16 protein-coding genes are annotated in these 17,967 nt (G+C 69.1%); 5 read left to right on the top strand and 11 right to left on the bottom strand.

Features of this window, described 5'->3' with window-relative positions:
* Positions 1-96 precede the first annotated feature (96 nt).
* Positions 97-1,683, bottom strand: a complete 1,587-nt coding sequence (locus ACXIZN_RS07430; RefSeq protein ID WP_457953223.1) for an alpha/beta hydrolase — start codon at positions 1,681-1,683, stop codon at positions 97-99.
* 196 nt (positions 1,684-1,879) lie between these two features.
* Between ACXIZN_RS07430 and ACXIZN_RS07425 the strand changes: the two genes are divergently transcribed.
* Positions 1,880-2,572, top strand: a complete 693-nt coding sequence (locus tag ACXIZN_RS07425; RefSeq protein WP_457953222.1) for a DNA alkylation repair protein — start codon at positions 1,880-1,882, stop codon at positions 2,570-2,572.
* Here ACXIZN_RS07425 and ACXIZN_RS07420 read toward each other — a convergent pair.
* The 7 genes from ACXIZN_RS07420 to infC form a co-directional block, all read right to left on the bottom strand.
* Positions 2,553-5,939, bottom strand: a complete 3,387-nt coding sequence (locus ACXIZN_RS07420; protein WP_457953221.1) for a tetratricopeptide repeat protein — start codon at positions 5,937-5,939, stop codon at positions 2,553-2,555. The genes ACXIZN_RS07425 and ACXIZN_RS07420 overlap by 20 nt on opposite strands.
* Positions 5,940-6,028: 89 nt before the next feature.
* Entirely contained in the window at positions 6,029-8,596 is a 2,568-nt protein-coding gene (gene pheT / locus ACXIZN_RS07415; RefSeq protein WP_457953220.1) for a phenylalanine--tRNA ligase subunit beta, read from the bottom strand.
* Positions 8,597-9,661, bottom strand: a complete 1,065-nt coding sequence (gene pheS / locus ACXIZN_RS07410; protein WP_457953219.1) for a phenylalanine--tRNA ligase subunit alpha — start codon at positions 9,659-9,661, stop codon at positions 8,597-8,599.
* Between the two features lie 236 nt (positions 9,662-9,897).
* Complete coding sequence (locus ACXIZN_RS07405) at positions 9,898-10,731, bottom strand: TrmH family RNA methyltransferase (RefSeq protein WP_457960471.1); 834 nt, start codon at positions 10,729-10,731, stop codon at positions 9,898-9,900.
* Positions 10,728-11,105, bottom strand: coding sequence for a 50S ribosomal protein L20 (gene rplT, locus ACXIZN_RS07400; RefSeq protein WP_005163284.1), 378 nt, complete (start codon positions 11,103-11,105; stop codon positions 10,728-10,730). The genes ACXIZN_RS07405 and rplT overlap by 4 nt, the downstream gene beginning before the upstream one ends.
* 63 nt (positions 11,106-11,168) lie before the next feature.
* Positions 11,169-11,363, bottom strand: a complete 195-nt coding sequence (rpmI, locus tag ACXIZN_RS07395; RefSeq protein ID WP_007028043.1) for a 50S ribosomal protein L35 — start codon at positions 11,361-11,363, stop codon at positions 11,169-11,171.
* A 70-nt stretch (positions 11,364-11,433) separates the two neighbouring features.
* Positions 11,434-12,009, bottom strand: coding sequence for a translation initiation factor IF-3 (infC, locus tag ACXIZN_RS07390; RefSeq protein ID WP_063273553.1), 576 nt, complete (start codon positions 12,007-12,009; stop codon positions 11,434-11,436).
* A gap of 268 nt (positions 12,010-12,277) precedes the next feature.
* On the opposite strand from infC, the gene ACXIZN_RS07385 reads away from it, so the two are divergent.
* The 3 genes from ACXIZN_RS07385 to ACXIZN_RS07375 all read left to right on the top strand — a co-directional run bounded on the left by ACXIZN_RS07385 (position 12,278) and on the right by ACXIZN_RS07375 (position 14,370).
* Positions 12,278-12,637 (top strand): DUF1844 domain-containing protein, encoded by a 360-nt coding sequence (locus ACXIZN_RS07385; protein ID WP_005163289.1) that lies wholly within the window; start codon positions 12,278-12,280, stop codon positions 12,635-12,637.
* 93 nt (positions 12,638-12,730) lie between these two features.
* Positions 12,731-13,378 carry a GntR family transcriptional regulator gene (locus tag ACXIZN_RS07380; RefSeq protein ID WP_457953218.1) on the top strand — a complete coding sequence of 216 codons (648 nt, stop codon included), beginning with the start codon at positions 12,731-12,733 and terminating at the stop codon, positions 13,376-13,378.
* Complete coding sequence (locus ACXIZN_RS07375; RefSeq protein ID WP_457953217.1) at positions 13,375-14,370, top strand: 1-aminocyclopropane-1-carboxylate deaminase; 996 nt, start codon at positions 13,375-13,377, stop codon at positions 14,368-14,370. Before ACXIZN_RS07380 ends, ACXIZN_RS07375 begins: the two co-directional genes overlap by 4 nt.
* 56 nt (positions 14,371-14,426) lie before the next feature.
* Here the strand turns inward: ACXIZN_RS07375 and ACXIZN_RS07370 are convergent, their stop codons facing one another.
* Genes ACXIZN_RS07370 through ACXIZN_RS07360 form a run of 3 tightly spaced genes read right to left on the bottom strand, consistent with a single transcriptional unit; the run spans position 14,427 to position 16,509 of the window.
* Positions 14,427-14,810 carry a RidA family protein gene (locus tag ACXIZN_RS07370; RefSeq protein ID WP_034321592.1) on the bottom strand — a complete coding sequence of 128 codons (384 nt, stop codon included), beginning with the start codon at positions 14,808-14,810 and terminating at the stop codon, positions 14,427-14,429.
* Entirely contained in the window at positions 14,807-15,571 is a 765-nt protein-coding gene (locus ACXIZN_RS07365) for an IclR family transcriptional regulator (RefSeq protein WP_192741661.1), read from the bottom strand. Before ACXIZN_RS07365 ends, ACXIZN_RS07370 begins: the two co-directional genes overlap by 4 nt.
* On the bottom strand, positions 15,568-16,509 hold the full coding sequence (locus tag ACXIZN_RS07360; protein ID WP_457953216.1) for a sugar kinase: 942 nt from the start codon (positions 16,507-16,509) through the stop codon (positions 15,568-15,570). Before ACXIZN_RS07360 ends, ACXIZN_RS07365 begins: the two co-directional genes overlap by 4 nt.
* Positions 16,510-16,659: 150 nt before the next feature.
* Here ACXIZN_RS07360 and ACXIZN_RS07355 point away from each other — a divergent pair, with 150 nt between their 5' ends.
* A complete protein-coding gene (locus tag ACXIZN_RS07355; protein ID WP_457953215.1) occupies positions 16,660-17,964 on the top strand; it encodes an amino acid deaminase in 1,305 nt (434 codons plus the stop codon).
* Positions 17,965-17,967: the final 3 nt, after the last annotated feature.

Below are 17,967 nucleotides of genomic sequence, written 5' to 3'. Positions count from 1 at the left end.
GTTGCGAAAGTGGCTTTCGCGACCACGCCGAGGAGCACCAGAGCAAAGAAACGCCCCGGTCCGAAATCCGGACCGGGGCGTTCTCTGGCGAGAAACTCAGAAAGGCAGCGCCTGAGCCAGCGCCTCCTTCTTCACTTCGGTGACCGCGGAAGGCACGTCGGACTTGGCGGCCGCCGAAGCACCGGCGGGAACCGGCGCCGGAACCGGGGAGCACTGCACGTCCGAACCGTTGCCCGGCTTGCGCACCGGCAGCTTCCCGGTCAGCAGGTAGTCCGCGATCCTGTCGTCCACACAGGACACACCGGACAGCGAACCCGAGTGCGTCGTGCCGCCCGGGGCGCTGATGAGGCTGGAGTTCGGGTAGCGCTTGCGGACCTCGATGCTGCCGGGGTACGGCGTCGCGGCGTCGTTCTCCTCGCTGATCAGCAGGATTCCGGGGACCTTGCTTCCGTCGATCTCCACCGGCTTGCCCGGTTTGGCAGGCCAGTCGAGGCACGGCGCGTTGAACCAGGCGTTGCCCCAGGTTTCGAACGGCGCCCGGAAGTGCGTGACCCAGTTGTCGAACTTCCAGCGGGGCCAGCTCTGCGGCCACGCCACATCGGTGCACTGCACGGCCGCGTACACGGCGTAGCCGTTGTCCTGGCCCGGCGGGTTGGAGCCGTCGTACAGGCCCTTCAAGGTCTGCCAGTCACCCTTGTGCACCCAGCCGGCGAACGCGTTCGCGATGTCTTCCCAGCCGAACACGTAGTAGCCGGCCTGAAGGAAGATGTCCGTCCACTCGGACCCGCCGATGACGCCGCCCGCGGGCTTGTCGTACAGCTTCTTCTGCTCGGCGTACCACAGCTTTTCGACCGCGGCCGCGGTCTTGCCGAGGTGGTAGACGTCGTCGTACTTCGCGATCCAGCCGAAGTAGGTCTTGATGTTCTTGTCGAAGGCGATGTCCTGGTTCAGGTTCGCCTTGTACCAGACGTCGCGGGGGTCGACGGTGCCGTCGAACACCATCCGCCGCACGTTCTGCGGGAACAGCGTGCTGTAGACCTGCCCGAGGTAGGTGCCGTAGGAGAAGCCGTAGTAGTTGATCTGCTTTTCGCCCAGCGCCTTGCGCAGGCTGTCGACGTCCTTCGCCACATCGATGGTCTTGATGTGGTCGAGGATCGCGCCGTTCTTGGCGCACGCCTTCGCGTAGCCCTTCGCCTTCTCACGCCACGCCGTCTCGATGGCGCGCGTGGTCGGCACGTATTGCGGGCGGTTGTAGGAGGCGTAGTTGCCGTCGCAGGTCAGCGACGGCTTGCTCTCCCCCACGCCGCGCGGGTCGAAGCCGATCCAGTCGTACTCCTCACCCGCCTTCTTGGGGACGGCCCTGCCGAGGGTCGAGAGGCCGAGGCCGGAGCCGCCCGGTCCGCCCGGGTTGACCAGCATGACGCCCTGCGACTCGGCGGCCTTGTGCTTCACGCGCGAGACGGCGATCGAGATCTTCTCGCCGCCGGGTTTCGCGTAGTCCAGCGGGACCTCGAGGAAACCGCATTCCGCGCCGGCCTTGACCAGGCTCGGGCGGGTGCAGGCTCCCCAGGAGATGGGCTTCGGATCGAAGTCCGACGCCGAGGCGGCCGTGGCGGAGGGAGCGAGCGCCATCGTGCCGGCGCCGATCCCCGCGACCGCCAGGGCGGCAACGAATTTCTTCACTGTGTTCCTTTTCGTCCGCGTTCGACCCGGTCGGGCCGAAGCTACCGAGAACCGGCTTCAATCTCGCTGACCGACACGTCGGCCGCCATCCCTCTTTAGTCGGTATCCGGCTGGGGGACGGGGTTCGATCCGGGCATATCCGTCTTGTCGGTCCCCTGTCGTACGCTCGCGGCGCCCACTGGGGAAAGGAGAACGCGTGGACGAGGTGAAAAGCCTGGTTTCGGCGGTTCGCAACGGTTTGGCCGGGCTGGCCGATCCGGAGAAGGCTCCGGCGATGCGGGCGTACATGAAGTCGGAGATGCCGTTCCTCGGAGTGGCGTCCCCGCCTCGGACGGCCTTGCTGAAGCGGGTTTACGCCGAGCATCCGCTACCCGATCGAGTGAGTTTTTCGAAGGCCGTTCTCACCTTGTGGCGCGAAGCGGAATTCCGCGAAGAGCGCTATGCGGCGATCGCCCTGTCCGGCCATCGTGCCTACGCCCGCTGGCAGGACCGCGATCTGCTCGGCCTCTACGAGGAGATGATCGTGACGGGCGCCTGGTGGGACTACGTGGACGAGGTCGCCATCCGCCGGGTCGGGCCGATCCTGCGGGCGGAACCGGAGACGGTGACCACGCTGATGCTGACCTGGGCCTACGACGAGGACAGGTGGCGTCGCCGCACTTCGGTCATCTGCCAGATCGGCGCCAAGGGCGGAACGGACACCGATCTGCTCACCCGTGCCGTCGAAGCCAACATCGACGACAAGGACTTCTTCCTGCGCAAAGGGATCGGCTGGGCTCTGCGCGAGTACGCGAAGACCGAGCCGGACTGGGTGCGCGCCTTCGTCACCGCGCATCCGGCACTGTCCACTTTGTCCAGAAGGGAGGCGCTCAAGCATCTGGGAGGTTGAGCACCGGCCTGGGGATGAGGGCGATGAGATCCTCGATCACCCCGCCGAGTTCGGGCATCAGCACTCGGAGCTCCTTGAGATCGTGAAGCAGCTCCAAGCGCGTTTCCTGGGGCGCGCCCTTCTCGAGAAGGGCCTTGAGGTCACGGGTCATTTCGTCCTCGCGCCCGAGCACGAGGAGGTAGAACAGCGGCTGGAGCTGGACGTCCCAGTCGAAGGCGCCGGTCGCGATCCGGGCGTTGGCCTTGTCGAGGCCTTCGTTCAGCGCGCGGCGGGCTTCTTCCGTTCGCCCGGTCTTCAGCCAGACGAGCGTGAGGAGGTTGTGCGCCCAGCCGAATTCCGGTGCGAGCGGGGCCAGAAGCGCCTCCGCCTCGTCGGTCTCCCCCGCGAACAGCAAGGCCTCCCCGAGGTTTTCGCGGTATTCGGCGTCCTCCGGATCCGACGCGATCAGTTCGCGCAGCTCCCGGATGGCCTCCCCGTACGCACCAGCCCGGCGGCGGATCTCCGCGCGGAGGGCGCGGGCGCTCTCGTCATGCCCTGCTTCCAGCGCGCTTTCCGCGTCGGACAACGCGCCTTCCTGATCGCCGAAAAGAAGGCGGTGCCGGGCGCGCCGGTACAAGGCGTACCCGCCGTCCTGTCCCAGCCGCACTCCTTCGTCCAGTGCCGCCCGGGCTTCGTCATGCCGGTCGAGGTCGCCGAGGATGTCACCGCGGGTGGTGTGGAAGAAGGCCATCTCCGGATTCGCCGCGACGGCGACGTCGATGTCGGCGAGGGCGGCCGGGGAATCACCGGAGCGCTGATGGGCCAGCGCACGCCAGGTGTGTGCCCACTCGTTGCCGGGGTCGAGTTCGATGGCGCGGCTCAAGGAGTTCACCGCGGCGCTGTTCTCCTTGAGCCTGCTGAGCATCACCCCACGCTGAAGATGGTTCTCGGCGTCGTCGGGGGCCAGCTCGATGGCCCGTTCGAAGTCGGCGAGTGCCGTGCGGTGCTCGTCCAGACCGTGGTGCGCCTGGCCGCGCATGTAGTACGCCCACTCGTAGTCCGGGTCGATCCGCAGCGCGGCGGTGAAACCGTCGACGGCGAGCCGGTACCGCTCGCCGCGGTGGTGGAACGCGGCCCGGAGCGCGTGTGCCCTGGCGCTGCCGGGGTCCGCCGCGACGATCGCGTCGAAGGCCGCCGACGCGGCGTCCCCGTCTTCCGTCCGCTCCAGGAACAACGCCAGCTCGGTCAGGTAGTAGACGTCTTTGGGCCGGAGGGCGGCGGCCGCGCGGTGACCGGCGAGCGCTTCGGCGTCGTCTCCCAGCTCGGCGAACAGCGTGGCCCGGTAGTGGACGGCCCAGGCGTAGTCGGGGTCGAGCCGGATCGCGATGTCGATCTCGTCGATCGCCTTCCGGATGTCGCCGCGTTTGAAGTGCACCTCGCTCCGGATGGAGTAGGCCCACCTGTGGTCGGGCTGGAGCCGGACGGCCTCGTCGAGATCCGCCATCGCGCCGTCGAGGTCGCCGAGTTCGGCACGGGCGGAACCGCGTCCACGCCATGAATAGGCGTAGCCGGGGTCGAGCTCGATCGCCCGGTTCAGATCCGACAACGCCCGTTCCCAGTCGCCCTCGTTGCGGAACAGGTTGCCCCGATCGCTCCACGGGTAAGGATCGGCGGGGTTCAGATCGAGAGCCCGGCCGAGATCCCGTGTCGCCGCGGCGATGTCGTCCTGTGCTTCGTGAGCCCAGGCGCGCCGCCGGATCACCGTCGAAAGCCGCGCGGCGTCGAGTTCGCCCGCGCCGGCGAGCAGGTCGAGCACCGGGATCTCCCGCGGGCCGTCGCCGTCGCCGATCGCGGCGGTCAGCCGTTGGCCCCAGCCCAGCACCGAGGGCGCGTCCGCGTCGGCACCCGCCTGCTCCATCATGCGCGCCCAAGCGCGTGCGGGCGCGGTGCCGCTGGTGATCATCTCGGCCGCGCCGAGCAGCGCGTCCGGCAGGGCGTCGGCCGGGGCACCACAAAGCCGGTGATAGGTCTGTTCGAGCTTCCTCTTCTGCCAGCGCTCGTCGCTCCAGGCGTCGCGGTGGTGGCTCAGGCCGAGCTCGACGCACCGGCTTTCGTAGTACTCGCTGAGCCTGAGGTGACGTTCGGCGAACTCGGCGGGCGATCGGCCGCGTTCCATGCGCACCATCGGGCCGCGGACGACCGGGTGATAGCGCACCGGGAGCTCACGGCGCCCGACGAACGGCAGTTCCCTCAGCCAGCGGAAGATCTCGCCCGCGCTCTCCTTGCCGGTCAGCACGCCGATGACGTCTTCGTCCAGGAATCGTGGCAGGGACGCCGTGGCCGCGATGTCCTTCCTGGCCTTTTCGGGAACCCAGTGCAGGAACCGCTTGACCGCGTCGTCGCTCGGGTCGCCGACGGCGTCGGCCTCGGCGGGGTTCCCGCGAGCCAGCATGGCGACCAGCACGGGCAGGCCGTCCGTCAGCCGGAGCACGATCTCGACGACCTTCTCGTCGGTGATCCCGTGTTCGGCGAGCAGGCGGCGTGCCTCCGGCTCGGTGAACGGCCGGAGCTCGATCTCGCGCACCAGTGGCGCGTGCCGGTTCCATTTCGCCTCGTCCAGCGGGAGCTGGCCGGCGACGGTGAACACCAGATTCTGCGGGAGATCGCCGTACAGCCCGCCGAACAGGTCGAGCAGCCACGTCTCCAGCACCGGCGCGGTGCGCTCGAAGGTGTCGAAGAACAGCGCGATCTGCCGGTTCTCCGGAATACGCCACAGATCCTCGACGAACGGTTTGGTCAGCTCCTCCGCCGGTTCCAGGAGAAGCTGGACATCGGCCTTCCGCTTGAACTTCGCGGCGAGGTAGACCTGGAGTTGCTCCAGCTGTTTCGCCGTCGCGTCCGCGTCGATGGCGTCGGCGGCGATACTCCCGCCCGGAAGGGTTTTCGCGACCCCGAGCCCGGCCTTGACCACGGTCTTCGTCACCAGTTCACGCCCGGCGGCCGGAGCCTGCGGATCGCGGTGCAGCCGTTCCCTCGCTTTGAGATAGGACTCGTAGCGTTTCTCGAAGCGGCGCATCTCGTACCCGCCGCGAGCGAGGTCCTTCGCCAGTTTGACCAAGGTCGCGGGCAGATCCTGCTGCCGGTCGTCGGCGAAACCGACGGCGGCACGGGTTTCCTCGGCGATACCGCGAAGCTGATCGAGAAGGAAGGACTTGCCGACCCCCGCGAGACCGTGCACCGAGAACAGGTACCGGCGGCGCCGGTCGTCCCCCGGCAGCCCCAGATTGACCCGGAAGTCCTCGCGTTCCCCGACCCTGCCGACGAAACCGTCGCTCAGCCGGGCGCGGGCGATGTCTTGGATGCTGGACCGACCGTCTGGACGTGACACAGGTCCTCACTTTGCCACACCTGAAGCGCGTGAAGGCCCCGTTTCCCTCGGCTGAGTCGAGGGAAACGGGGCCTTCGCGGGACTACAGGTCAGGCGCGCAGGCTCGCACCGAAGCGTTCACCCGCGACCGCGACAGCGGCGTCGCGGGCCTTGGTGGCCTCGTCGACGGTCAGCGTGCGATCCGCTGCGCGGAACCGCAGCTTGTACGCCACCGAGCGCTTGCCCTCGCCCAGCTGCTCACCCTGGTACGAGTCGAACAGCGTAATGTCCTCGAGCAGTTCGCCCGCGCCTTCGCGCAGCGCATCGGCCAGGTCGGCCGACGGGACGCTCGCCTCGGCGACGAGGGCGACGTCGAGCAGCACCGGCGGGTACGCCGAGATCCGCGGAGCCGGACGGCCGTCCGGGATCGGGATCGCGTCCAGGTCGAGTTCCATCGCGACGGTGCGCGGCGGCAGCCCGAGCGCCTCGACGACCTTCGGGTGCAGCTCACCGGCGTAACCGATGGGCCACTGCCCCACCCGCAGCTGCGCGCAGCGGCCGGGGTGCCACGGCGGCTGGTCGGCGGCGGCCGTGGTCAGCTCGACACCGGCGGCCTGCGCCACCAGCCGCGCGGTCTGCACCGCGTCGGCCCAGTTCGCCTGCTCGCCCGCACCCCACCAGCCTGCCCGGGCACGCTGGCCCGCGAGTACGACGGCGACGTGCTGCGGCTGCGGCGGGACCGCCGCCTCCAGCACCGCGAGCTCCTCGTCGGTCGGGCGCCGGTCCACCCCGAGCGAAGGCATCGGGATCGGGTTCGGCCCGGGCAGCACGACCTGTCCGATGTGGAACAGCGAGACATCCTTGAAACCACGGGAAATGTTGCGCTGCAGGATCTCCAGCAGCCCCGGCAGCAAGGTGCTCGCCATCCGGTCCTTGTCCGACTCCAGCGGGTTGCGGACCTTCACGGTGCTGCGGCGGACGTCGTCCTCGGGCAGCCCGAACGCGTCCCAGACCGAGTCCGAGATGAACGGGAAGGGCAGCACCTCGACGTAGCCGTTCTCCGCCAGCGCACGCGCGACCGACCGACGACGACGCTGCGTGTCGGTGAGACCGCGGCCGGCCGGGGCTTCGGGCAGCACCGACGGGATGCTGTCGTAGCCCTCCAGCCGGAGCACCTCCTCGACCAGGTCGGCGGGCTGCACCAGGTCACCGCGCCAACTCGGCGGGACGGCGGTCACCAGTGCGGTGCCGTCCTCGGAGGTGCCGACGTTGACCTTGCAGCCGATCTGCGAGAGCCGCTTGACCGTGACACCGCGCTCGTAGCGCACCCCGGCCACCTGGTCGGGGAGGCTGATCGGCATGGTGACCGGCGGATTCGGCTCGACGCCGCCCTCGTCGGTGCGGCCGGGCAGGATCGAACCCTCGCCGTACTGACGCAGCAGGCGCGCGGCGAGCTCGACGGCCACCGCGCACAGCTGCGGGTCGGTGAAGCGCTCGAACCGCTTGGCCGCCTCGGAGAACAGCTTGTGGCGGCGAGCCGTCCGGCTGATCGACGACGGGTCCCAGTGCGCCGCTTCGAGCAGCACGTCGGTGCTCTCCGGCGTGATCTCGGTCGACGCGCCACCCATCGTGCCCGCCAGCGAGATGACGCCGCTGTCGTCGGCGATCACCACGTCGTCCGCGTCGAGCGTGCGCTCGACATCGTCCAAAGTGGTCAGTTTCTCGCCCGGCTTCGCCTTGCGCACCACCAGATCGCCCTTGACCGAACCGGTCGCGAAGGCGTGCAGCGGATGCCCGAGCTCGAGCATGACGTAGTTGGTCACGTCGACCGCGAGCGAGATCGAGCGGATACCCGCCAGCATCAGGCGGCGGCGCATCCACCACGGCGTCGGCGCGGTCGCGTCGAGGTTCTTGACCCGGCGCAGCACGAACCGCTTGCAGCCCTCGGTGTCTTCGAGGTGCACCGGCCAGGCATCGCTCTCGGCCTCGGGGACCTCGATGGACGCCGGGTCGCCGAACGGGACGTCGAGCGCGTTGGACAGCTCGCGGGCCAGGCCGCGGACCGACAGGGTGTACCCGCGGTCCGGGGTCGGCGTCACCTCGAGGACGGTGTCTTCGAGACCGAGCAGCTTGTTCGCGTCCTCGCCGGGGCTGGCCGTGCTCGGCGGCAGCACCAGGATGCCGGAGTGGTCGTCGCCGATGCCGAGTTCGCTCGCGGAGCAGATCATGCCGTCGCTGAGGCGGCCGTAGGTCTTGCGCGACCCGATCTCGAAACCGCCGGGCAGCACGGTGCCGGGCAGCGCGACGACGACCAGGTCGCCCTCGGCGAAGTTCGTGGCACCGCAGATGATCCCGCGGGTCTTGATCCCCGTGGGGCCGTCGTCCTCGAAAGGACCTTCGTCGTCGTCCTCGTCTTCGTCGAGGTTCTCGTCGGGCTTGTCGGTGCCGTCGTCCGATTCGCCGACGTCGACCCGGCAGAACCGGACCGGCTTCTTGAACTCGGTGAGCTCCTCGATCTCGGCGACGCGGCCGACCACGAGCGGGCCGGTGACCGGTTCGAGCTTCCGGACGTCGTCGACCTCGATGCCGATGCGCACGAAGGCGTCGGCCAGATCCTGGGCCGTGACCTCCTCGTCGACGTCGAGGTGTTCGGTCAGCCAGCTGGCTGGGACCTTCACTCAGGCCTCCGTTCCGAAGGGCAGGGTGAACCTGATGTCGCCCTCCACCATGTCGCGCATGTCCGGGATTCCGTTGCGGAACTGCAGGGTGCGCTCGATACCCATGCCGAAGGCGAAGCCCGAGTAGACCTCGGGGTCGACGCCGCAGGCACGCAGGACGTTGGGGTTGACCATGCCGCAGCCGCCCCACTCGACCCAGCCGGGGCCGCCCTTCTTCTCCTCGAACCAGACGTCGACCTCGGCCGAGGGTTCGGTGAACGGGAAGAAGTGCGGGCGCAGACGGGTCTTCGAGTTACCGCCGAACATCGCGCGGGCGAAGGCGTCGAGGGTGCCCTTGAGGTGCGCCATCGTCAGGCCCTTGTCCACCGCGAGGCCTTCGACCTGGGAGAACACCGGGGTGTGCGTGGCGTCCAGCTCGTCGGTCCGGTAGGTGCGGCCGGGGCAGACGACGTACACGGGCAGGTCGCGGTGCAGCAGCGTGCGGGCCTGCACCGGAGAGGTGTGCGTCCGCAGCACCAGGCCGGAGTCCTCCTCGCCGAGGTAGAACGTGTCCTGCAGCTGGCGCGCGGGGTGGTCCTTGCCGAAGTTCAGCGCGTCGAAGTTGAACCATTCGGCTTCGAGCTCCGGGCCTTCGGCGATCTCGTAGCCCATCGCGACGAACGCGTCGGCGATCCGGTCCGACAGGGTCGCGATCGGATGCCGGGCGCCACGGGGCACGCGATCCCACGGGAGCGTGACGTCGACGGCCTCCTCGCGGAGCACCTTCTCGTCACGTTCGGCTTGGAGCACGGCCCGGCGCGCGTCGAAAGCGGCCTGGATACCCTGGCGCGCTTCGTTGACCCGCTTGCCGGCCTCGGCCTTTTCCTGCTTCGGCAGGGCGCCGATCTCGCGGCGGGCGAGCAGCAGCGGAGACTGGTCCCCGAGGTGGGCGGGTTTGACCGCGGCCAGCGCGTCGAGATCCGCCGCGGCGGCGAAATCGGTCTCGGCCTGTTTGACGGCGGCCGTCAATGTTTCCGGCGCGAGCGTTCCCGCCTGGGGGTCCTGCTTGTCGTTGGCTTCGGACATAACTCCTCGGCGTCCGCTGGGACTGGTCCGGTGCACGCGAGCGCACACATGGGTTTAGCAGCTGCTGAATTCTATGGGACAGCGAACGGCGGCCCCCGATCACCCTCGGGCTGGGCACACCGTCACTCGGAAGTGCGAAAAACGCGCTCTACGCCGTAAACAAGGTGCTGGAACGAACACTGCGTTCCATGAGAGCTCCCTTGGTGTCGTGCTGCGACGGCGTGCTGCCCACGACTCTACGTGGTGACGGCCCGCGAGGCCATCGCATTTGTATACACGCAGATCGCGGCGGCCGTCGCGAGGTTCAGGCTTTCCGCCCGGCCGTACATCGGGATCTTGACCGCGAGATCGACCGTCTCGAGGACGCCCTGTGGCAGTCCGTGCGCCTCGTTGCCGAAGACCCACGCGGTGGGCTCGTCGAAGGTCACCTGATCGAGCTCGGTGTCGGCGTAGCCGTGCGCGCCGAAGGTGCGGAGTCCAGCGGCGGAGCAGGCCTTCAAGGCCGCGTCGACGTCCCGGATCCGGGTGATGGCGGGGTGGAACAGGCTGCCGGCGGCCGCGCGGACGCATTTGCCGTTGTGCGGGTCGACGCTGTCGCCGGCGAGGACGACCGCGTCGGCACCGGCGGCGTCCGCGACCCGGATCACGGTGCCCGCGTTACCGGGGTCCGCGACGTCGACGAGGACGACGACGAGCTTCGCGCCCGGCTTCAGGACGGTCTCTTGTGGACGGTCGACGAGCGCGCAGACCGCGACGATGCCTTGTGGCGTCACGGTCTCGGACAGCCCGTCGGCGGCGCGATCGGTGATCGGCGAGACGGGGACGCCCGCCTCACGCGCGGCGACGAGCAGACGCTCGTGTTGCGCGGCGGCGCGTTCGGTCACGAACAGCTCGTAGACCTTGCCGCCGTGTTCGAGCGCGGCTTCGACCGCGTTCGCGCCTTCGGCCAGGAACCGGCCGGTCTTCTCGCGCTCGGCCCGGCGGGTGAGCTTGCGCGCAGCGACGACCCGGGGCGTCCGTTCGGTGAACGGAGCAGCCCCGGGCCGTGGAAGAGCGCTGTCGCCGGTCAGGCCGACTTCTTCTCTTCGGTGTTCACGTTCGCCTTGGCCAGCTCGGCCAGCGCGGTGAAGGCGGCGGCGTCGTTGACGGCGAGGTCCGCGAGGATCTTGCGGTCGACCTCGACACCAGCGGCCTTGAGGCCCTGGATGAACCGGTTGTAGGTCACGCCGTTGGCGCGGGCCGCCGCGTTGATGCGGGTGATCCACAGCTGGCGGAAGTCACCCTTGCGGGCACGACGGTCCCGGTAGGCGTAGTTCAGCGAGTGAAGCGTCTGCTCCTTCGCCTTGCGGTACAGCCGCGAACGCTGGCCGCGGTAGCCGCTGGCGAGCTCGAGAGTCGCGCGACGCTTCTTCTGGGCGTTGACAGCCCTCTTGACGCGTGCCACTGGGGTCCATCCTGTCGATCTGGGGGCGCGCTGGCGCGCCCGGCGTTTACAAAGTGCGGGGTGTCAGCGGCCGAGAAGGCGCTTGACGCGGCCGACGTCGTTCTTGGCGATCTCGGTCGTGCCTTCGAGGCGACGGGTGAGCCTGTTGGACTTCTTCTCCATCAGGTGGCGGCGGCCGGCCTTCTGGCGGCGCAGCTTGCCCGAACCCGTGACGCGGACACGCTTGGACGTCCCGCTGTGCGTCTTCATCTTCGGCATTACGTTGTCCTCTTCCGTGCGGCGGCACACCGGTTTTGCCCGGTGTGCCGCTGACATGTGCTGGTCGGCGCTACGCGTCGGCGGGCGGCTCGGACGTTTCGTCCTTGGCTGCCTTCGCGGCCTTCTGCGGCTTCACGTTCTTGTGCGGGGCCAACACCATGATCATGTTGCGACCGTCCTGCTTCGGCGACGACTCGACGAAGCCGAGCTCGGTCACCTCGTCGGCGAGCTTCTGCAGCAGACGGAACCCGAGTTCCGGCCGGGACTGCTCGCGACCGCGGAACATGATCGTGACCTTGACCTTGTTGCCTGCCGCAAGGAAGCGCGACACGTGACCCTTCTTGGTCTCGTAGTCGTGCTGGTCGATCTTCGGCCGCAGCTTCTGCTCTTTGATGACGGTGAGCTGCTGGTTGCGGCGGGACTCGCGGGCCTTCTGCGCGCTCTCGTACTTGAACTTGCCGAAGTCCATGAGCTTGCATACGGGCGGGCGTGCCTGCGGGGCGACCTCGACGAGATCGAGATCGTTCTCCTGTGCCAGCCGCAGCGCATCTTCGATCCGGACGATGCCGACCTGTTCACCGGCCGGCCCGACGAGGCGGACCTCCGGAACCCGGATTCGGTCGTTGATGCGTGTCTCGGAGCTGATGGGGCCTCCCTGGTTCGAGGTAAATTCTTCTACCGTTTCGACCTGGTGCCCACATACCTAAGGCCCCGGTACCGTGCGGTACGCGGGGCCCACTCTTTCCGATCGTGTTCGATCTCCAGAACCGAACACACCGCCTCGACGCCCGAAATCGTCTTGGCGAGACCGGACCCGGACACCTGGTGTTACGGCGGTGACACGGGTGGGAGCGGGGCTCCACTTGCCGCCCCCGATCACTCGGGGGCTGGTCGCTCGTGGAAGGGTACCAGACGTGTCAGATGAACCCGTTCAGCAGCCCCCGTATTCCCCGGACGTCCGCGACCTGGAGGACATCCCGAGCGTCGAGGTGATCAGCAGGGCGGCCGTCATGCTGCTCTCCGCCGGCGCCGAACGCCTCGGCCTCGCGGACGAGGACCCGGCCAGCTCACCGCACCGCGACCTCGACGAGGCCCGCCGCCTGATCACCGCCCTCGCCGGGCTGGTCACCGCTTCGGCAGAGTACCTCGGCCTGCACGCGGGCCCGTTGCGCGACGGTCTCCAGTCGCTGCAGAAGGCGTTCCGCGAGGCTTCGGCCGTACCGGACGCGCCTGGCCAGGGGCCGGGCGAGAAGTACACAGGGCCGGTCTACTAGCCCCCGAAGTACATGAAGGCCCCCTTTCTTGCGCCTGAGTACAGGAAGGGGCCTTCATGTACTTCCGCTTCGACTTCAACTAACATTTCAGATGTGAGTGGGTTAGCGAAGGTATCTAGGTCTCTCCTCAGGGACGAGGCCTACGAGAGCATCCGGCGGGCGATCATCGACGGGACGCTGCCGCCGGGCACGAACCTGCGCGACGGCGAACTCGCCGATCAGCTGGGGCTTTCCCGGGCGCCGGTACGCCAGGCGCTGCTGCGGCTCGTCGAGGACGGCCTCGTCGAGTCGAAGCCACAGAGCTACACGCGCGTGGCCGGGTTCGTTCCCGACGACGTCCGCGACGCCTTGCAGCTGGTCCGCGCGCTGCACGAGTTCGCCGTCCGGGCGGGTGCCCCGCGGATGGGCCCGGCCGAGGTCGCCGCGATGCGCGCGGCCAACGCCCGGTTCGCCGACGCGATCGCCGCCGGGGACATCGCGGCCGCGATCGCCGCCGACGACGAACTCCACGACGTCCCGGTGGCCGCCGCGCGCAACCGGGCGATCGCCGCGACGCTGGCCCGCTACACGCCCCTGCTGCGACGCCTCGAATACGCCCGCTTCGGCTCCCTGCCCGCCCACCGATCGGTACAGCGCCACGCGGAGCTGGCCGACGCCATCGAAGCGGGCGACGTCGACGCGGCCTGCGCGATCACCGCCACGATCTGGACCGAGCTCGAAGACCTCCTGGAGACTCCATGACCCTCGCCGATTTCCCCCGCTACCCGCTGCTGTTCGGCCCCTCCCCCATCCATCCGCTGGAGCGGCTCACCGCTCATCTCGGCGGCGCGAAGGTCTGGGCGAAACGCGAGGACGTCAACTCCGGGATCGCGTTCGGCGGCAACAAGACCCGCAAGCTCGAATACCTGGTCGCCGACGCGCTGGCTCAGGGCGCGGACACGCTGATCTCGATCGGCGGCGTGCAGTCGAACCACACCCGCCAGGTCGCCGCGGCCGCCGCGCGGGCCGGGCTCAAGGCCGTGCTGGTGCAGGAGAGCTGGGTCGACTGGAACGACCCGATGTACGACAAGGTCGGCAACATCCAGCTTTCGCGCATCCTCGGCGCGGACATCCGGATGGTCGAGGCCGGGTTCGGCGTCGGCTTCAAGGAGAGCTGGGAGAACGCCGTCAAGGAGATCGAGGCCGGCGGCGGGAAGCCGTACGCGATCCCGGCGGGCGGCTCGGACCACCGTCTCGGCGGGCTCGGCTTCGCGAACTGGATGGTCGAGCTCCAAGCGCAGGAGGCGGAACTCGGCGTCTTCTTCGACACGGTGATCGTCTGCTCGGTGACCGGCAGCACGCAGGCCGGGATGGTCGCCGGGGCCGCGCTTTCCGGTAAGCCGCGCCGGATCCTCGGCATCGACGGCTCGGCGAAACCGGCCGAGACCCGCGATCAGATCACCCGCATCGCCCGCGCGACCGCCGAACTGATCGGTGCCGGCGAGATCGGCGAGGTCGAACTGGACGAGCGCTACCACGCCGGGATCTACGGCATCCCGGACGAGTCCACTCTGGACGCGATCCGGACGCTGGCGCGACTGGAGGGAGTGCTCACCGACCCGGTGTACGAGGGCAAGTCCATGGCGGGACTGATCGACCTCGTGGCGCGCGGTGAGATCTCGCGGGACTCGAACGTGCTCTTCGCGCACCTGGGCGGGCAGCCCGCGCTGAACGGGTACACGAGCGTCCTCTAGCCCTCGTGAGTGGTAAGGACGGTTCCAACCGTCCTTACCACTCACGAGGCGCCGGGTCAGTCCGTGACGGCCAGGACGTCGATCTCCACCAGAAGCCCGGCGGGCAGGCCGACGTACACGGTGGTGCGGGCCGGGTGCGGGGCCTCGCCGATCAGCTTGTTGTAGACCTCGTTGAACGCGCCGAAGTGGTCGACGTCGGTCAGGTACACGCGCACCATCATCGCGTCGGCCAGGCTCGAACCGGCGGCCTCGAGCACCGCCTCGATGTTCTTGAAGGTCTGCTCGGTCTGCTCACCGACGGTCTCGCCGACGATGGCGCCGGTGGCCGGGTCGAAGGCGACCTGGCCGGCCACCTGCAGGATGTTGCCCTTGCGGACCGCCTGCGAGAACGCGGCCACCGGCTTCGGCGCGTTCTCCGTGCTGATCGCGGTCTTGCTCATTCCAACTTCCCCTTTCGGTTCCCCGTCCATCCACTGTGGACGGAAGCTTCCTCGGCGGCGGCCAGCAGCTCGGGCACGAGCCCCATCAGGCCGTCGTAGTCCAGCAGCACCTTCGGCACCGACACCGACGCGGCGGCGAGCACCACGCCGCCCGGGCCGCGGACGGGCGCGGCGACGCAGTGGATGAAGTCCTCGTGCTCGGCGTTGTCCACCGCGTAGCCGCGGTCGGCGACGAGCGCGAGTTCCTTCTCGTAGGCCTCGGGCGTGGTGATCGTGTTCGGGGTGCGGACGAAGAAGTCGATCCTCGACACCACGTCCGCCTGCTTCTCCGGCGTCATGGCCGCGACGAGCACCTTGCCGACGGCGGTGCAGTGCAGCGGCGCGCGTTTGCCGATGCGGGAGTACATCCGCACCGAATGCCTGCCCTCGAACTTGTCGATGTAGACCACCTCTCCGTCCTCATAGGACGCGAGGTGCACGGTGTGCCCGGTACGCGCGTTGAGGCCGGCGAGCGCGGACTGCGCGGTGCGGCGGACGTCGCGATCCTCCAGTGCCTGCTGCGCGAGATCGAAGAGCGCGCTGCCCAGCCGGTAGTACCGCTGGCCCTCCCGGCGCACGAAGTGGTGCGCCTCCAGGGTGCGCAGCAGCCGCAGCACGGTCGACTTGTGCACGCCGATCTCCTCGGCGAGCTGGTCCAGCGTCTTCGGCTCGCGGGCGAGCCCGCTCAGCAGCGTGAGCGCCCTGTCCAGGCTCTGGCTCATCCGCCCACCAATCCCTTGTCCGTCAGCTTGGCCGCCGCCCATGCTGCCTCATCCGCCCCGAGGAGTGTTTCGACGACGGACGCGGGCAGCGGCTGCCCCACGTCGTCGTGGGTCAGCAGGGTGGCCGCGGCCTGCAGATGACCGCGCCGCAGCCGGGTCGCGGGGTCGTCGCCGCGCAGGGTCGCGGCGAGGAAACCGGCCGCGAACGCGTCACCGGCGCCGACCGGCTCCACGACGTCGACCTGGAGCGCGGGCGAGAACAGCGGTGCTTCGTCGCCTTCGATCAGCGTGACCCCGCGTGCCCCGTGCTTGACGACCAGTGTCTTCGGTCCGGGCACGGCGGCGCGCAGCCGTGCCGGGTCACCGGTCCCCCACACGCGCTCGGCCTCGTCCTCGCCCGCCAGCACGATGTCGGCGCGGGCGGCCAGCCCGGCCAGCACCGACGGGTCGCGTCCGGTCCACAGCGCGGGCCGGAAATTCACGTCGAACGACACCAGCGTGTCGCCCCGCGGTCGTTCCATCAGCGCCCGCACCAGGTCGAGGCAGCCGTCCGACAGTGCGGGCGTGATCCCGGACAGATGGATGACGCGCACCCCGTCGAGTTCGAGTTTCCCCAGGAGCCCGGCGTCCATTCCGGACGCGGCGGAGCCCTTGCGGTAGTAGCGCACGGGGCTGCCGTCCGCTCCGCTCTCCTTGATGTAGAGCCCGGTCGGGCGCGTCGGATCGACGACGACCGCGCTGACGTCCACCCCCGCCGCGCCGATCTCGCGCACCAGCGCGCGGCCGAACGGATCGTCGCCGACGGCGCTCACCCAGGCGCTGGTGAAACCCAGCGCGGGGAGATGGCAGGCGACGTTCGATTCGGCCCCGCCGATGCTACGCACCCACTTGCGTACCTCGTCGGGCGGCCCGGATTCGGCCGGCACGAACAAAGCCATCGACTCCCCGATGCACAGAACGTGGGGCGCGCTTGTCACCTTCGCGTCTCCTAGTCGTCACGCCGTTGACCTCCAGCGGACCGGATGCTACACCTATCCCACGCAATATGCGCAACGTCCGTTGCAACATACGCAACCGAGGTGAACCTCATGTTCGAAGCCGGCACCATCGATTCCGCCGCGGTCGCGGCCGTCCGGGAGGAGCGCGTCGACTGGCGCTTCCGCTCGGTCGCGCCCTCGCTGTCCGGTCTCACGATCGGCGAGGCCGCCGCCCGCGGCGCGAAGCTGTTCGACGACGGCTTCCTCGGCCCGTTCGTCGTTCTCGACGAAGAGGCCGTCGAACACAACCTCCGCACGATGGCGGCCTGGTGCGCCGAACGCGGGGTCGCGCTGGCCCCGCACGGCAAGACGACGATGGCGCCGCAGCTGTTCGAGCGGCAGCTGCGGCACGGCTCGTGGGGCATCACCTGCGCGAACGCCGGCCACCTGCGGATCTACCGCGCGTTCGGGGTCTCCCGCATCCTGCTGGCGAACCAGCTGCTCGATCCGTCCGGGCTGAAGTGGCTCGCCGCCGAGCTGGACGCCGACGACGACTTCGAGTTCGTCTGCTGGGTCGACTCGGTCCGCGGCGTCGAGCTGATGACCGAAGCCCTGCGCGGTGCCCGCCGCAAGGTGGACGTGCTGGTCGAACTCGGCGCCGAGGGCGGCCGCACCGGTGTCCGCGACACGGAGACCGCGCTCGCCGTCGCCGAGGCCGCGCACGCGAGCCCCGCTCTGCGGCTGCGCGGGTCCGGCGGCTACGAAGGCGCGCTTTCCCACCACACCGACGAGAAGTCGCTCCAGCTGATCAGTTCCTATGTGGACGGTCTGCGGGAGCTCGTCTTCGCCTTCCACGCCAAGGGCCTGCTCGACGACGCCGGCCAGATCATCGTCACCGGCGGCGGCAGCGCGTACTTCGACCGCGTCGCCGACGAACTCACCAAGGACTGGGGCGGCCTGGACGTCCTGCCGATCCTGCGCAGCGGCGCCTACGTGACCCACGACGACGGCTTCTACCGGGTGATCTCGCCGCTGGGCGAACACCCGCGCATCGGGGGCGTCGCCTCGTTCCGGTCCGCGCTGCGCGCCTGGGCTCAGGTGACGTCGAAGCCGACGAACGAACTCGCGCTGCTCACCATCGGCAAACGGGACGCCTCGTTCGACGAGGGCATGCCCGAGCCGCGCCTGATCCGCAAGGGCGACGGACCACCGTCCGCGCTCGAAGGTCATTCCATCCAGAAGATGAACGACCAGCACGCCTTTCTCACGCTGCCCGCGTCGTCGCCCGTCGAGGTCGGCGACTGGGTCGCCCTCGGCCTGTCGCATCCATGCACCGTTTTCGACAAATGGCCCCTGATCCCGGTCGTCGGCCCCGACGGCGAGACCGTGCTCGATTTCGTCCGCACCCATTTCTGATCC

This window comes from Amycolatopsis sp. TRM77291 (assembly GCF_054166285.1).
Note: the sequence above shows the minus strand (reverse complement) of the source record. Positions and strands in the feature narration are given on the sequence as shown.

Excerpts from the sequence above, each read along its gene's own strand:
- pheS (WP_457953219.1), bottom strand. The coding sequence starts at position 9,661 with ATGTCCGAAGCCAACGACAAGCAGGACCCCCAGGCGGGAACGCTCGCG.
- ACXIZN_RS07360 (WP_457953216.1), bottom strand. The coding sequence starts at position 16,509 with ATGGCTTTGTTCGTGCCGGCCGAATCCGGGCCGCCCGACGAGGTACGC.
- ACXIZN_RS07370 (WP_034321592.1), bottom strand. The coding sequence starts at position 14,810 with ATGAGCAAGACCGCGATCAGCACGGAGAACGCGCCGAAGCCGGTGGCC.
- ACXIZN_RS07375 (WP_457953217.1), top strand. The coding sequence starts at position 13,375 with ATGACCCTCGCCGATTTCCCCCGCTACCCGCTGCTGTTCGGCCCCTCC.
- ACXIZN_RS07355 (WP_457953215.1), top strand. The coding sequence starts at position 16,660 with ATGTTCGAAGCCGGCACCATCGATTCCGCCGCGGTCGCGGCCGTCCGG.
- rpmI (WP_007028043.1), bottom strand. The coding sequence starts at position 11,363 with ATGCCGAAGATGAAGACGCACAGCGGGACGTCCAAGCGTGTCCGCGTC.
- ACXIZN_RS07365 (WP_192741661.1), bottom strand. The coding sequence starts at position 15,571 with ATGAGCCAGAGCCTGGACAGGGCGCTCACGCTGCTGAGCGGGCTCGCC.